This window comes from Ruixingdingia sedimenti, from assembly GCF_031432425.1.
In the GTDB taxonomy this organism is placed as follows: Bacteria; Pseudomonadota; Alphaproteobacteria; order Rhodobacterales; family Rhodobacteraceae; genus Ruixingdingia; species Ruixingdingia sedimenti.
Genome location: NZ_JAVKPH010000008.1, coordinates 154,656 through 167,504 on the forward strand (window position 1 = coordinate 154,656; position 12,849 = coordinate 167,504).

Annotated in this window: 13 protein-coding genes; 4 read left to right on the forward strand and 9 right to left on the reverse strand. The window is 69.1% G+C overall.

The features are described from left to right. Window positions 1-117: 117 nt before the first annotated feature. The 7 genes from trmD to ffh all read right to left on the reverse strand — a co-directional run bounded on the left by trmD (window position 118) and on the right by ffh (window position 5,129). Window positions 118-933 (reverse strand): tRNA (guanosine(37)-N1)-methyltransferase TrmD, encoded by an 816-nt coding sequence (gene trmD / locus RGD00_RS09670; RefSeq protein WP_310457118.1) that lies wholly within the window; start codon window positions 931-933, stop codon window positions 118-120. After that, the gene (locus tag RGD00_RS09675; protein ID WP_310457119.1) at window positions 930-1,841 is read right to left on the reverse strand and encodes a hypothetical protein; all 912 of its coding nucleotides are present in this window, start codon (window positions 1,839-1,841) and stop codon (window positions 930-932) included. Before RGD00_RS09675 ends, trmD begins: the two co-directional genes overlap by 4 nt. Beyond that, complete coding sequence (rimM, locus tag RGD00_RS09680) at window positions 1,841-2,356, reverse strand: ribosome maturation factor RimM (RefSeq protein WP_310457120.1); 516 nt, start codon at window positions 2,354-2,356, stop codon at window positions 1,841-1,843. The genes RGD00_RS09675 and rimM overlap by 1 nt, the downstream gene beginning before the upstream one ends. Before the next feature lie 68 nt (window positions 2,357-2,424). Continuing rightward, window positions 2,425-2,766: a 30S ribosomal protein S16 gene (gene rpsP / locus RGD00_RS09685; protein ID WP_310457121.1), complete on the reverse strand. Its 342-nt coding sequence runs from the start codon at window positions 2,764-2,766 to the stop codon at window positions 2,425-2,427. Between the two features lie 49 nt (window positions 2,767-2,815). Then, the gene (locus tag RGD00_RS09690) at window positions 2,816-3,112 is read right to left on the reverse strand and encodes a chorismate mutase (protein ID WP_310457122.1); all 297 of its coding nucleotides are present in this window, start codon (window positions 3,110-3,112) and stop codon (window positions 2,816-2,818) included. Then, window positions 3,109-3,639: a GNAT family N-acetyltransferase gene (locus tag RGD00_RS09695; protein WP_310457123.1), complete on the reverse strand. Its 531-nt coding sequence runs from the start codon at window positions 3,637-3,639 to the stop codon at window positions 3,109-3,111. Before RGD00_RS09695 ends, RGD00_RS09690 begins: the two co-directional genes overlap by 4 nt. Further along, complete coding sequence (gene ffh, locus RGD00_RS09700) at window positions 3,636-5,129, reverse strand: signal recognition particle protein (RefSeq protein ID WP_310457124.1); 1,494 nt, start codon at window positions 5,127-5,129, stop codon at window positions 3,636-3,638. Before ffh ends, RGD00_RS09695 begins: the two co-directional genes overlap by 4 nt. 257 nt (window positions 5,130-5,386) lie before the next feature. Between ffh and RGD00_RS09705 the strand changes: the two genes are divergently transcribed. The 3 genes from RGD00_RS09705 to mhpA all read left to right on the forward strand — a co-directional run bounded on the left by RGD00_RS09705 (window position 5,387) and on the right by mhpA (window position 9,639). After that, complete coding sequence (locus RGD00_RS09705; RefSeq protein WP_310457125.1) at window positions 5,387-5,728, forward strand: RidA family protein; 342 nt, start codon at window positions 5,387-5,389, stop codon at window positions 5,726-5,728. 152 nt (window positions 5,729-5,880) lie between these two features. Beyond that, window positions 5,881-7,938 carry a hypothetical protein gene (locus tag RGD00_RS09710; RefSeq protein ID WP_310457126.1) on the forward strand — a complete coding sequence of 686 codons (2,058 nt, stop codon included), beginning with the start codon at window positions 5,881-5,883 and terminating at the stop codon, window positions 7,936-7,938. Between the two features lie 126 nt (window positions 7,939-8,064). Further along, window positions 8,065-9,639: a bifunctional 3-(3-hydroxy-phenyl)propionate/3-hydroxycinnamic acid hydroxylase MhpA gene (mhpA, locus tag RGD00_RS09715; RefSeq protein ID WP_310457127.1), complete on the forward strand. Its 1,575-nt coding sequence runs from the start codon at window positions 8,065-8,067 to the stop codon at window positions 9,637-9,639. A gap of 3 nt (window positions 9,640-9,642) precedes the next feature. On the opposite strand, the gene RGD00_RS09720 is transcribed toward mhpA, so the two are convergent. Together RGD00_RS09720 and RGD00_RS09725 are read right to left on the reverse strand one after the other, a co-directional pair. Continuing rightward, window positions 9,643-10,374, reverse strand: a complete 732-nt coding sequence (locus RGD00_RS09720) for a GntR family transcriptional regulator (RefSeq protein WP_310457128.1) — start codon at window positions 10,372-10,374, stop codon at window positions 9,643-9,645. Window positions 10,375-10,492: 118 nt separating this feature from the next. Continuing rightward, entirely contained in the window at window positions 10,493-11,668 is a 1,176-nt protein-coding gene (locus RGD00_RS09725; RefSeq protein WP_310457129.1) for a cytochrome P450, read from the reverse strand. A gap of 75 nt (window positions 11,669-11,743) precedes the next feature. Between RGD00_RS09725 and RGD00_RS09730 the strand changes: the two genes are divergently transcribed. Further along, entirely contained in the window at window positions 11,744-12,676 is a 933-nt protein-coding gene (locus RGD00_RS09730) for a LysR family transcriptional regulator (protein ID WP_310457130.1), read from the forward strand. Window positions 12,677-12,849: the final 173 nt, after the last annotated feature.

The window sequence follows — 12,849 nt, forward strand, 5'->3', positions numbered from 1 at the left end:
GTTGTCGCTTTCCGCGGGGCCCGGGCGCACGGAAGAAGGTGCAGGGCCAAAACGAAAAGGCCCGGCGGCCGATTCCGGCCCCGGACCCGCGCGGTATAGGCATGCGGGGGCGGGCGGTCAAGCCTTGGGGTGGTGCCGGGCGGACCATCGGGCCCAAAGATCGGGGCGGCGTTCCGCGGTCAGCCGTTCGGCCTGTTCGCGCCGCCATTTCGCCACCTCGGCATGGTTGCCGGATGTCAGCACCGCCGGGATCTCTCGCCCCTGCCAGACGGCGGGGCGGGTGTATTGGGGATGTTCCAGCAGGCCGTCGGCGAAACTTTCCTCTTCGGCAGAGGCCGCGTTGCCGAGGACCCCGGGCAACAGCCGCACGGCGGCGTCCAGCATCGCCTGCGCCGCGATTTCCCCCCCCGTCAGGACGAAATCGCCAAGCGAGATTTCCTCGACCCGGTAGGCGTCCAGCACCCGTTCGTCCACGCCCTCGAACCGGCCGCAGAGCAGCGTCACCCCCTGCGCCGCCGCCCAGTGCCGTGCGGTGGCCTGATCGAAGCGGCGCCCCCGGGGCGAGAGGTAGACCACCGGCCAGCGGGCGCGGTCGTCGGGCGTGCCCTCTGCCGCGCGGTCCAGCGCACGGGCCACCACATCGGCGCGCAGCACCATGCCCGCGCCGCCGCCGGCGGGCGTGTCGTCCACGTTGCGGTGCCGCCCCTCGCCGAAGTCGCGCAGCCCGATGGGGTCGAGCCGCCACAGCCCTGCATCCAGCGCCTTGCCGGTCAGCGACAGGCCGAGCGTGCCGGGGAAGGCCTCGGGGAACAAAGTGATCACACGCGCCTCCCAGGCGCCGCGCAACTGGTTCGTCTCTGCCATCAGGTCGCGCGGGACGAGGCTTTCGCGGATGCTGCGGCGGCCGTGGGATCGGGCGGGGCGGTCGGTCATGGGGTCTCCGGCAGGGGGGCGTGGTCCTCTGGCGTCTCGGCGGGCGCCGCCGCGCGCAGGGCGGCGGCCAGTGCGGCCAGCGCGGTGTTCGCCGCCGCCCCGTTGGCGTCGTCGATGGCCATTTCCACCTGTCCGGCCCCGGGGAATTCTTCCCACCGGTCGGGCATCGCCTGCACCACGGGCAGCGCGCGGCGGGCGAACAGGGCCAGCAGCGCCGGGTCGGACCATGTGACCTCGAAGGCCACGGTCATCGGATAGGGCTGGCGGTCGTCGGCCACCACCGCAGGGTCGGTGCCCCACAGGATCGTGCCGCGCCGCCCGGCAAGGCAGGGGCCCGATGTATCCAGCAGCGCCGCCAGCCGTTCGGCGGCGGTGAAGGCCCGATCCACACCGGCGGCCATCGCCGCGGTGACGGCGGCCTGTGCGGTGGCGTCGGGCGTTTCGGGGGGCAGCGCCGCCACGGGGCGCAGGATCGCGTCCAACGCAGGGTCGGGGTCCGCGGCCCCCGCCTGCATGCCCTTCAGTTGCGCCAGCGCATCGTCCAGGAATGCCTCCATCTCGGGGTTCGGGGGCTGCGGCGTCCAGACCAGCCGCAACAGCAGTTGCGGCGCCAGCGCCAGTGCCGGCGGCAGCCACAGGGGCAGCGCCAAAGGCCCGCCCAGAACGCGCGCCAGATAGAAACCCAGAAGATACAGCACCGTGATGATCGCCGCCTGACCCGCCAGCTGGCCCAGAAAGGCCAGCCAGCGCGGCAGCAGCCAGGGCCGGGTGACGGCCAGCACAAGCGCCGTGCAGGCGATCAGCGCCAGCAGCGCCGCCCCGCCATGCCCGGCCAGCCCCGCCAGCACCGGCGCCGCCAGCCACAGCCCTGCCGCCAGCAGCATCAGCCAGCGCAGGTGCCCCGCCATCATTCCACCCCTTCGGGCGGATCGGCGATGAGGCGCCCGCCGGCGATGTCCACCGTGGGCACCACCTGCCGGGTGAAGGGCAGCAACAGCGGCGCCTTCATCCCCGGTCCCATCACCTCCAGAATGTCGGACGCGCCATGGTTGTGCACGGCCTTGACCGTGCCCAGAACCGTGCCGCCGGTATCCAGCACCGTCAGCCCGATCAGGTCGGCATGGTAGAATTCATCCTCGCCCGCCGGGGGCAGGCGGTCGCGGTCGGCGTAAAGGCGCAGGCCGCGCAGGGCGTCGGCCGCCTCTTTCGTTCCCACGCCCGACAGCCGCGCCACCAGCCCGTTGCCGGTGGTGCCGGTGATCTTCACCTCGAACCGGCGGGTGCCGTCTTCGGACCACAGCGGCGCATAATCCGCGATCGCCGCGGGATCGGCGCAGAAGCTTTTCAGCCGCACCTCGCCGCGGACCCCGAAGGATCCGGCGATAGCGCCGACACAGACACGCGCAGGAACAGGGGTGGGCATGGCGGGGCTCCGGTCGCGCGAAGGGGCCGGCCGGGATGGCCGGCCCGGATGTCAGGCGAAAGCCGGGATCATTCCGCGGCTTTGGCGGCCTTTTCCTTGGCGCGTTCGGTGGCCTTCTTGCCCGGCACCGCCTGCTTGGGGTTGTTGCGCGCGGCCTTCGGGCGGGCGCCAGCGGCCTCGAGGAAGCGCGCGACCCGGTCGGTCGGCTGCGCGCCCTGGTCGAGCCAGTATTGCACGCGCTCCATGTTCATCTTCACGCGGTCCTCGCTGTCCTTGGCGAGCAGCGGGTTGTAGGTGCCGAGCTTTTCGAGGAAGCGGCCGTCGCGCGGCATGCGGCTGTCGGACGCGACGATGGCGTAATACGGGCGTTTTTTCGAACCGCCACGGGCGAGACGGATTTTCATGGACATCTGGGTTACTCCTTCGGGATGTCGGGGGGACGGGCGGTGCGCCCGGGGTCTACTTCAGAAGCTTCTCGTGGTGACGGATCACTTCCGAGATGATGAAGTTCAGGAATTTCTTGGCGAATTCGGGGTCGAGGTCGGCCTCTTGCGACAGCCGTTCCAGCCGCTCGATCTGCCGCGATTCGCGCGCGGGGTCCGATGGCGGCAGGTCGTTCGCGGCCTTGAGCCGCCCCACCGCCTGCGTATGCTTGAACCGTTCGGCCAGCGTATAGACGAGGATCGCGTCCAGCCGGTCGATCGATTCGCGGTGATCCTTCAGCAGGTCCTGGGCGCGGGCGACGGCATCGGTCATTGCGGGGCTCCGGGTGCGGGGTGGCGGAAGATCAGCGAGCGGCCGAGGCGGACGTGATCGAATTCGTATTCCAGCACGCAGCCGAGCCGTTCCGCCAGCGCGATGGACCGCGTGTTGCCCGGCGCGATCAGGCTGATGGCGGTGGTCCAGCCCAACACGTCATAGGCATGGGCGCGAGCGGCCAGCGCGGCCTCGCGCGCGATGCCGCGGCCCTCGGCGCCCTGCATCATGACCCAGCCGATTTCGGGCTCGGGCCAGCCATCGGGGAACCACAGGCCGACATGGCCGCAATAGGCGCCGGTCGCCTTTTCCTCGACCGCCCAGAAGCCATAGCCGCGCAGCGCCCAATGCCCCAGATGCGTCGCCAGCCCCCGCCACGCCATTTCGCGCGTCAGCGGCCCGCCGATGAAATGCGACCGTTCGGTGGCGAAGAAATCGGCGAAGGCGTCGAAATCCGTCTGCCGGTAGGCGCGCAGGATCAGCCGTTCGGTTTCCAGCCGGGGGATGTGCAGGTCGAACCCGGTCATTTCTTCTTCATCAGCCCCGACAGGCCCGAAGGCAGCGTCATCCCGCGCGGCATCCCCATGGCGGGCATGGAGCCCATCCCCTGCTTCACGCCGCGGGCCAGTTCTTCCATCTGTTCGGGCGACATCTTGGACGGGTCGGGCATGCCTCCCTTGCCCATCATCTGCCTGATGGCCTGTTTCATCATCCCGCCCTTGCCGAGCTTCTTCATCATGTCGGCCATCTGCTTGTGCTGTTTCAGCAGGCGGTTGAGGTCGGCCACGTCCAGCCCCGCGCCGGCCGCGATCCGCTTCTTGCGGCTGGCCTGCAAGATGTCGGGGTTGGACCGTTCCTTCTTGGTCATGGAATTGATCAGCGCGATCTGCCGGCGCAGCATGCGGTCGTCGATCCCTGCCTGTTCGGCGGCCTTGGCCATCTTGCCCGCGCCGGGCATCATGCCCATCAGGCCCTGCATGCCGCCCATCTTGAGCATCTGTTCCAGCTGCATCCGCAGGTCGTTCATGTTGAACAGACCCTTCTGGAACCGCTTCATCATCCGTTCGGCCTGTTCGGCCTCGAACGTCTGTTGCGCCTTTTCCACCAGCGCCACGATGTCGCCCATGCCGAGGATGCGGCCGGCGATGCGTTCGGGTTCAAAGACTTCCAGCGAGTCGGTCTTTTCGCCAAGGCCGACGAAACGGATGGGCTTGCCCGTGACCGCGCGCATCGACAGCGCCGCGCCGCCGCGCCCGTCGCCGTCCATCCGCGTCAGCACGACGCCGGTGATGCCCACCTTGCCGTCGAATTCGGCGGCGACGTTCACCGCATCCTGCCCGGTCAGGCCATCGACCACCAGCAGCGTTTCGCGCGGGTTCGCCACGTCGCGGACGGCCTGCACCTCGTTCATCAGCACTTCGTCGATGTGCAGCCGGCCCGCGGTATCCAGCAGGTAGACGTCATAGCCGCCAAGGCTCGCCTGCGTCTTTGCCCGCCTGGCGATCTGCACCGCGCTTTCGCCCTTGACGATGGGCAGCGTGTCCACCCCGATCTGGTTGCCGAGGATCGCCAGCTGTTCCATCGCCGCCGGGCGGTTGGTGTCGAGGCTGGCCATCAGCACCCGCTTGCCCTCGCGTTCCGTCAGGCGGCGGGCGAGTTTCGCGGTCGTCGTCGTCTTGCCCGACCCCTGAAGGCCCACCATCAGGATCGGCGCGGGCGGGTTGTCGATCTTGAGCCGCCCGGGATCGGTATCGCCCGCCAGCACATGCACCAGTTCGTCATGCACGATCTTGACGACCTGTTGGCCCGGCGTGACCGATTTCGTCACCGCCTGCCCGGTCGCCTTGTCCTGCACGCGCCTGACGAAATCGCGCGCCACGGGCAGCGACACGTCGGCCTCCAGCAGCGCCACGCGGACCTCGCGCAGCGCGGTGGCGACATCGGTATCCGACAGCGCGCCCTGCTTCGTCAGCCGCTCGAACACGCCGGAAAGGCGCTCGGACAGATTCTCGAACATCCCGGTCTCCTGCGACCAACGACCCCGCGGGGCCCGCCAAATGCCAACCGCACCCGCGGGCGAATATCGCTGGCGGGTGGCGATCCCTGCGCGCGGCAAGGGACCGGAAGGCGCAAGGCTTTCCGGATAGCCCCCCGCACCTACGCGCGAAGGGGGCCCGAGTCAACCCCGCAAGGTCAACCCCGCAAGGCCCTTTGCTTGACCGCCGGGGCCTGCGCCCCTAAGCCTGCGCCACAGTCCCGTTCAAGGAATCCCCCATGGTCAAACGTCTCCACACCGGCAAACGCATGAGCGAGGCCGTCATCGCCAACGGCACCGTCTGGCTGGCCGGTCAGGTCGCCGAGGGCGCCACCACCGCCGACCAGACCCGCGCGGTTCTGGCGCAGATCGACGCGCTGCTGGCAGAGGCCGGCACGTCGAAGGAAAACATCGTGCAGGCGATCATCTGGCTGGCCGACATGGCCGATTTCGCCCAGATGAACAGCGTTTGGGACGAATGGGTGCCGCAGGGCCACACCCCCGCCCGCGCCACGGGCGAGGCGAAATTGGCCGCGCCCGGCTACCGGGTGGAAATCATCGTCACCGCCGCCATCCTCTGACAGGGCGCATCCTGCGGATCGGCCGGGGCCCCGTTCGCGGGGCCCTTCTTCTGTGATCACAGCCCTGATCCATGTCAATGCGCGCCTTCTCCTGTGCCGGCTATCATTAACACATGTAAACGGCCCGAGGGCCGGCCACAGGAGTGAACCCCATGACAGATATGCCCATCCGCCTCGGCAGCGAGATCATCGTCAACAGCAGCGTCTTTTCGTACCAGGGCGAGCCGACCGTCACCGCGCTGGCGGGCGGCGGATATGTCGTGCTCTGGACCGCGTTCGTGAACCAGGACATCCCCGACACGTCCTACCGCGATGTCGACAGCGTGTTCGCGCAGATCTTCGACGCCGGCGGCAACACGGTGGGGGGTGAATTCCGCGTCCACGCCGACCGCGCCTATTCGCAGAACGGCGGTTCTGCCGTGGCGCTGTCGGACGGCGGCTTTCTGGTGGTGTTCCAGTCGAACGCCCCCTCGGTCGGCGCCTTCGACGGGGGCGAGATCGTCATGCGCCGCTTCGGCGCCGACGGCACCCCCTCGGGGGCGGAATTCCGCATCAACACGAACATCCAGTACCCGCAATCCCTGCCCGTCATCACCGAGCTGGCGGACGGCGGCTTCGTCGTCGTCTGGCAATCCCGGATCGGCGGCCTCTACGAGCCCCATGACGTGCAGGCGCAGATCTTTGCCGCCGACGGCACCCCGGTGGGGGGCGAGTTCAAGGTGAACCTCACCACCGACAGCAACCAGGAAGCGCCCGACGTGATCGGCCTTGCCGATGGCAGTTTCGTCGTGGTCTGGGAATCGGATGGCCAGGACGGCAGCGGCGATGGCGTCTATGCCCGCCGGTTCGCCGCCGACGGCAGTTCCCTGACGGCCGAATTCCGCATCAACACCGCAACCGGCGATCACCAGCGCCTGCCCGCGATCGCGGCGCTGTCCGATGGCGGCTTTGTCGTGGTCTACGATTCCAACGGGCATGAGACCACCGGATGGGGCTATGGCATCTTCGGCCAGCGGTATGACGCGGCCGGCAACGCGGTGGGGGGCGAATTCCAGATCAACACCCGGACCTCGGGCGACCAGCGGTTTGCCGATGTGGTGGCGATGCCGGATGGCGGCTTCATCGTCACCTGGGCCGATGCCGGCGTGATCCGGTTGCAACGCTTTGCCGTCGATGGCAGCCCGGTGGGGGCGGAATACCAGGTGGACGCCGATCCGGGCTATTACCAGGGCACCCCCGCGATAGAGGTTCTGGCCGATGGCAGCTTCGTCGTCGTCTGGACGAACTACAACAATGCGGGCATTCCCGACACGATCCGCAGCCAGCATTTCGCGGCGCAGAGCTTTGGCACCGACGCCAACAACCGCATCGCGGGTACCCCGGGCAACGACTGGATCAACGGCCTTGGCGGCAACGATTCGATTCGTGGCCAGGCGGGCAACGACACGATCCTGGGCGGCGCCGGCAACGACACGCTGCTTGGCCTTGCCGGATCCGACAGCATCCTGGGCGGCGACGGTGACGATTTCATCGACGGCGGCGGCATGCCCGACACGCTCGACGGCGGTGCGGGCAACGACACCATCCTGGGTGGCGGGGGCAGGGACTGGATCACCGGCGGCGACGGCGACGACTGGATCGACGGCGGCGACGGCCGCAGCCGCATGTGGGGCGATGCCGGCAACGATACCATCCTGGGCGGAACGGGGCAGGATGTGATCCGCGGCGGCACGGGCGACGACCTTTTGCAGGGCGGCGCCGGTGAGGACCGGCTGTTCGGCGAGGCTGGCGCCGATACGCTGGATGGCGGCGATGGCAATGACCGGCTCGTGGGCGGGCGCGATGCCGATCTGCTTCTGGGCGGGGCGGGCTCCGACACGCTCGAAGGCGGCGGCGGGCGTGACAGCCTTGATGGCGGTGCGGGCGATGACATCCTGATCGGCGGCGCGGGCACCGACACGCTGACCGGCGGCGCGGGGGCGGACATCTTCGTCTTTGCCGGCGGTGGCTTCGGCAACGACCGGGTGACCGATTTCGAGGTCGGTATCGACAAGATCCAGATCACCGGCGGCTTTGGCCAGACCGACATCGCCTTCGATCAGGTCGGCCCCGGCGCGCGGATGACGCTGGTACCCACGGGCGAGATGGTGATCTTCTTCGGGCTGAACGTTGCCGACCTGCAGGGGTTCGGGGATTTCATCTTCACCTGAGCGGGATCGCGGCATGGGGCGGGAAGGCTTCCCGCCCCATGTTGGCAAAGTATTTTCGAAATACTTGCAATATTTCGTTAATTGATCTAGGCAGGCCCTGCACCACATCCGGGGGAGGGATCTGCCATGGTACGCACAGCCGAAGCGCATGGGGTAGAGGTGGCGGTGATCGGCCTGGGGCCGGTCGGGATCACCCTGTGCAACCTGTTGGCGGATATGGGTGTTTCCACCGTCGGCATCGACGCGGCGGCGGATGTCTATGCGCTGCCCCGCGCCATCGGCATGGACCACGAGGTGATGCGGGTCTTTCAGCAGATCGGCCTTGCCGGGGCGCTGGCGCCGCATGTGGGCGCCTATCGCCGGTCGGAATACCGCGCCGCCGACGGGGGTTTGCTGCGCCTGCTCGATTCCCCGCCCGAACCCTGGCCGCTGTCCTGGCCGCCCTACCTGACCTTCGTGCAGCCGGAACTGGAACGCTGCCTGCGCGCGCGGCTGGCCGACAGGCCGGGGGTGCGGCTGCGCGCCGGGGTGGAACTGACCGGGATCGAGACGCCCGAAACCCCCGTCCTGACCCTGCGCGACACGGCCAGCGGGCAGACCGAAACCCTGCGCCCGCGGTTTGTCGTCGGCTGCGACGGCGGCAACAGCTTTGTGCGCCGCAGCCTTGGCATCGGGTTCGAGGATCTGGATTTCGACGAACCCTGGCTGGTGGTGGACATGATCGTGGACGGGCCGGTGGACGGCCTGCCGGAAACCAATGTCCAGTACTGCGACCCGGCGCGCCCGCACACCCATGTCATCGGCCCCGGCGGCCTGCGGCGGTGGGAATTCATGATGCTGCCGGGCGAGGATCCGGCAGGGATGAACCGGGAAGAGCGGATATGGGACCTGCTGTCCCCCTGGCTGAAACCGGGGCAGGCGCGGCTGTGGCGGTCGGCCACCTACCGTTTCCACGCGCTGGTGGCGCGGGACTGGCGCCGCGGCCGGGTGTTTCTCGCGGGGGATGCCTGCCACATGACGCCGCCCTTTCTGGCGCAGGGCATGGTGCAGGGGGTCAAGGACGCCGCGAACCTGGCGTGGAAACTGGCCGCCGTGCTGCGCGAGGGGCGGGCAGAGCCGCTGCTGGACAGCTATCAGGCCGAACGCCGCCCGCTGGTGCGCGAGGTCATCGCCATCACCAAGGGCCTCGGCCGGATCATCTGCGAACGCGATCCCGACGCGGCGGCGGCGCGCAATGCGCGCATGCTCGCGGAACTGGCGGCGGGGCAGGGGCGGGTGGTGCGGCAGAACCTGTTCCCGCCGATCGCCGACGGGCTGATCGCCCGCCTGCCCGACGGCACGCCCGCGCCGGGGGCGGGCCTGCCCTGCCCGCAGCCCTGGGTGGTGACGGGCACGGGCGGGCGGCAGCGGCTGGATGACGTGGCGGGCCATGGCTTCCGCCTGCTGCTGCGCGCGGGGGGCACGCTGTCGCCCGCGGCGCAGGCGGCCGCGCGGGGCCTCGGCATTACCGTGCAGGCCATCGCCCGCGACCGCGCCGAACCCGCGCTGATCGCAGAGGAACATGGGCTTCTGAACGGCTGGCTCGACGGGCACGGGGCCGATGCGGTGCTGGTCCGCCCCGACCATGTGGTCTTTGGCACCAGCGCCTCGGACGCCGGGCTGCGCGCGATGCTGGACCAGCTGCGCGCGCAGCTCGGCTGAGGCTCAGGCCGCGTCGGTCTGCGGATCGGCAAGGCCCGCCTGATCCGTGGGCGGGAACAGATGGCCGGCGTATTTGATCACGTTTTCCGTGGTTTCGCGGATATGCCGCTCGATCAGCCGCAGCGCCGCGTCCACATCGCGGTCGAGCGCGGCATCGGCGATGGTCTTGTGCTCGGCCTCCTTTTCCCGCCACTGCGGGCGGAACCGCGAGGACATGCGGCGATAGCGGTGCGCGCGTTCATAAAGCTTCTGGCGGATTTCCAGCAGGTTGGGCGAGGCGCAGGCGGACACGAGCGCCAGATGGAAGGCGCCGTGCAGCCTGCTCCATTCCTCGGACAGATAGTATTCCTTGCCCAGTTTCTGTTGCAGGCGGTCCATCCGGTAGAAGGACGACAGGATCCCCGCCTCCCACGCCTCGTCCCCGCGCTGGATGGCGCGGGCCAGCGCCTCGCGTTCGATCAGCACGCGGACATCGGTGAGGTCGTTGAGATCCGCGATCGACACCGGGGCGACGACAAAGCCCTTCTGGTCCTGCGCCACCACCAGATTTTCCGCCGACAGCCGCGAAAGCGCCTCGCGCAGCGGGGAAAAGCTGACGGAATAGAGGTTGCGCAGCGTCTCGAACTTCAGCTTTTCGCCGGGTTTGAGCACGCAATTGATGATGTCCTGCCGCATGCGGTTGAGCACATCGCCCGACCGGGTTTCGCTGCCAGCAGTCTTTTGCGTGTCGGACATGACTTTCCCACATGTTGCCCCCGCCGCGATGCGGCAGGCCCTTCGTGGTAATATTAGGGTATTTTCGAAATAATGCCACCGCGCGATTGCGGCATCGGCGGCAAAAGTCGAAATGGCGTCAGACGTCCCAGACGACGGGCAGCGTGGTCGGCCCGCGGAACACCCAGCCCCGGATCTGCACCGGCGCCGCATCGTCCAGCCGCAGGTTCGGCAGGCGGGCGAACAGGCGCGGCACCGCCAGCTTGCTGACCAGCACGCGCGCCACCCAGGTCCCGGCGCAGAAATGCGCGCCCGCCCCGAAGGCCAGATGCGATTGCCGCGGGCGGAAGATGTCGAAGCGGCCGGGGTCGGCAAAGCGCGCCGGGTCGCGGTTCGCGGCGCCGACGCAAAGGCCGATCTGCTGGTTTTCCGCCAGCGCGACACCGCCCAACGTCACCTCCCGCGCCACGCGGCGGGGGTACATGCCGATGGGGGAAATCCAGCGCACGGCCTCTTCGAACGCCGGCCCCCACAGCGCCGGGTCGGCCTCTACGGCGGCACGCTGGCCGGGGTTCTGCAACAGGCCCAGAACCAGCGTCAGGATCGCATCGCGCGGTTCGTTCAGCCCGCCGCCCACGGCGACCTTGATATTGGCGTGGATCTGGTCGAGCGGCTGGCCCGCCTGCGCCATCGCCGACAGCATCGAGTCGTTGGGGTTTTCGCGGTGGAAGGGCAGCATGCGGGCGATGACCGCCTCGATCCCCGCCGCGGCCTCTGCCGCCAGCCGCGCGACCTCCGGGTCGCCGGCATAGTTTCCCGCCCCGTCCATGAGCGACTGGGACCAGAGCGCGAGCGTGCGCCAGTCCACCCCGCCGAAGCCCAGAACCTCGTCCAGCGCCAGCGCCGCCACGGGGGCGGCAAAGGCGTCGAACAGGTCGGCCCGCCCGGCGGGGTGCAGGGTGTCGATCAGCCGGTCGCAGATCGCCTCGAACTGCGGGGCCCAGCATCGCGCCGCGGTGGCCGGGCGCAGCGCCGGTTCCATCGCCGCGCGTTCGGCCTTGTGCGCCGGGCCGTCCTTGCGCATCAGCGTATGGCCCATGACCTTGTTGACCAGCGAGCCGGGGTTTACCGACGAATAGGTATCGGGATCGCGCTCGATTTCCGTGATGTCGGCAAAACGGGTGACGAGCGCGATGTTCGCCGCCTCGATCCGCACCACGGCGCCCATCTGCCGGGCGCGGTCGTAGATCGGGTAGGGATCGTTCATCAGGTCGCCGAACGACACATCGTCGATGACCGGCATCCGGGCAGGCATGGCGGGGACTCCTCCGGGTTCCTTGCATTTTCGAAAATCGGTGGAATGGCGCGATCAGGCAATGCTATGACCTGAATGGGCCGGATCGGGATTTTCGATGGGGATGCGATGGCGGGCGGGATCGGCAGGCTGGATGTGGATGCGATGCGCCTTCTGGTGACGATCCACGACCGCGGTTCCTTCACCCGTGCGGCGGAACTGTTGGGGGTGAACCAGTCGACGGCCAGCTATACCGTCGCCCATCTGCGCCGGGTGCTGGATGACGTGCTGTTCATCCGCGCCGGCAACCGGGTGGAGCCCACGCCGCGCTGTGCCGAGGCCGTGGCGGAACTGCGGGCGATCCTCGACCGGCTGGACCGTCTGGCGGCGGCGCGGCCCTTCGATCCGGCCACCGCGCGGGGCGAGGTGGTGGTGTCCAGCAACCTGCACGAACGGCTGATGCTGCTGCCGCAGGTGCTGCGGCGGATACGGGCGGCGGCGCCGGGGTTGCGGGTGCATCTGTTCGATGCCGGAACCGGCGGGCGCGCGCAGTTGATGGAAAACCGCGCCGATATTCTTCTGGGGCCGGTGGAGATTCAGGGCGACATCTTCTATCGCCGCCACCTGTTCACCGACCGCTATGTCTGCGTGATGGACCCGGGGCATCCGCTGGCGCGGGGGGTGCTGGATCTGGCGGCCTATGCCTGCGCCGATCATCTGTGGATCACCCACAACGGCCGCTGGCAGGCGCCCTTCGTACCGCGGCTGGCGGCCGAAGGGCTGGAGGTGCGCCCCTGCGTGACGACGCCGAGCCACGACAATCTGGAAGGCATGATCGGCGGCACGGCGCTGGTCGCCACGATCCCCGAAAGCCTGGCCCGCCAGGCCGCCCCGGGCATGGCGCTGCGCCCCTTTCCGCTGGATGTGCGGATCGGCATCGACATGTACTGGACGGCGCGGACGCATGGGTCGGGCGTGCACCAGTGGCTGCGCCAGTTGCTGGCCGAGGCGGCGGAGGCGCTGCGGTGAGGGGGCCTTCCAGCACGGCAGTCGGGCCGGGCGGGAAAAGGAAACGCACTGCGTTTCCCCCGCCCGTCGCGCAAGGGTGCAGCAGGGGGCGGTGATGCCGGGAATAATGGGTAGGCCAGCGCCTGCCCCGGCGGGCGAGAAGCGCCCGCCATGGGCGGGGCGGGCGCTGGCCG